This window comes from Jiangella ureilytica (genome assembly GCF_004348545.1).
GTDB classification, from domain to species: Bacteria; Actinomycetota; Actinomycetes; order Jiangellales; family Jiangellaceae; genus Jiangella; species Jiangella ureilytica.
This window is the reverse complement of sequence record NZ_SMKL01000151.1, coordinates 1-1,579: the sequence shown is the minus strand read 5'-3', so window position 1 is coordinate 1,579 and position 1,579 is coordinate 1. Positions and strand designations below refer to the sequence as shown.

At 69.6% G+C, this 1,579-nt stretch carries 1 protein-coding gene; it reads left to right on the top strand.

Features of this window, described 5'->3' with window-relative positions:
- Positions 1-231: 231 nt before the first annotated feature.
- Positions 232-1,464 (top strand): IS110 family RNA-guided transposase, encoded by a 1,233-nt coding sequence (locus tag E1212_RS29070; RefSeq protein ID WP_131989023.1) that lies wholly within the window; start codon positions 232-234, stop codon positions 1,462-1,464.
- Positions 1,465-1,579 lie beyond the last annotated feature (115 nt).

The window sequence follows — 1,579 nt, the reverse complement described above, 5'->3', positions numbered from 1 at the left end:
TGGCAGCGCTCATCCGTCAACATCAGCAGCGGCGGGAAGTTCCCGCTGGTCCACCTCCACCACTGGGAGAGGACCTTGGCAGCGTGACCTTCGAGGTCCAGCGGCAGACTCGTCCCTCCCGGTGGTGGTCGTTCCTCGATCGGCCAGTGGGAGTCGTGCCACGAGCACCTTGATGAGCGCCTGAAGGGGATCGGCCTGGAGCGGGACCCGTCACCAGAAAGGGGCAACCTCTTGTCCGATCAAGACAACTCGCGGGACTGGCCGGCGTTCGTCGGCATCGACTGGGGCGGCAGCGAACACCAGCTGTGCGTCCTGGACACCACCGGAGCGCGGCTGACTCAGCAGCGCGTCACGCATGACGTCGCCGGGCTGGCCGAGCTCGACACCGCGCTCGCCCGGCACGGGACAGCTTTGCCGATCGCTGTCGAGCGCGCCGAGGGGCTGCTCGTCGAGCATCTGCAGGCCTGCGGCCACATCGTGTTTCCGGTGTCGCCGCGCATCGCCGCCCGAGCGCGGGAGCGCTACCGGGTTGCCGCGGTCAAAGACGACCGTCTTGACGCGTTCGTGCTGGCCGACACCCTGCGCCACGAGCACGAGCGCTGGCGGGCCCTGACCCCGCCGTCACCGCTGCTGGCCGAGATCAAAGCGTTGACCCGCGACCGGGACCGGCTCCAGCAGATCCAGCAGGCCACTGAATCCCAGCTGCGGGCGATCCTCGAGGCCTACCACCCCGCGCCCGCGCGGCTGTTCTCCTCGGTCGACCGGCAGATCACCTTGCACTTCGTGTTGGACTACCCGACCCCGGCAGCCGCGTCACGGATCAAGACCACCCGGATGAACGGGTTCCTGAGCCGCCACCGCTACACCGGCCGGGTTCCCGGCCAGGTCCTCGCCGAGCGGCTGCGCGAGAACCTGCTCGCCGCCTCGACCGGCACCGTCGCGGGCAAGTCCCACTCTGCCCAGTCCTTTGCCCAGCTGCTGCAGCTGCTCAACACCCAGCTCGCCGAGTACGACGACGCCATCGCCGCCGCGGTCGCCGAGCACCCCGACGCGCCGATCTTCGCCAGCTTCCCCGGTGTCGGTGCAGTCCTCACCGGCACACTGCTCGCCGAGATCGGCGAGGACCGCGCCCGGTTCCCTACACAGGCGACGTTGCTCGCCGAGTCCGGGCTGGCTCCGGTCACCCGCGCCTCCGGCCGGTCCCGCAAGGTCCGCTTCCGCTACGCGGCCAACACGATCCTGCGCGAAGCCGCGATGTGGTGGGCCTACAACTCAATGAAGGAAGCACCCTGGGCCAAGGCGGCGTTCCGCGAGGCTCGTGACCACCGCGGCCAGCAGCACCACCGCGCACTCCGCGGCCTCGCCGCCCGCTGGATGCGCGTGCTCTGGACCTGCTGGAGCACTCACACCACCTACGACCCGAAACGCCACACCACCGCCCAGACCGCACTCACCACGGGCTGACCAGCGCCCTTCTTCAGCCGCCGGCGAACAGGCCGCGCGGCCGCCAATGCTGCGCAGGTTCAGAAGATCGAATCGCGCGCAGGTTGACAGTGGGAGTCTGCCGGGTGCACTTCCT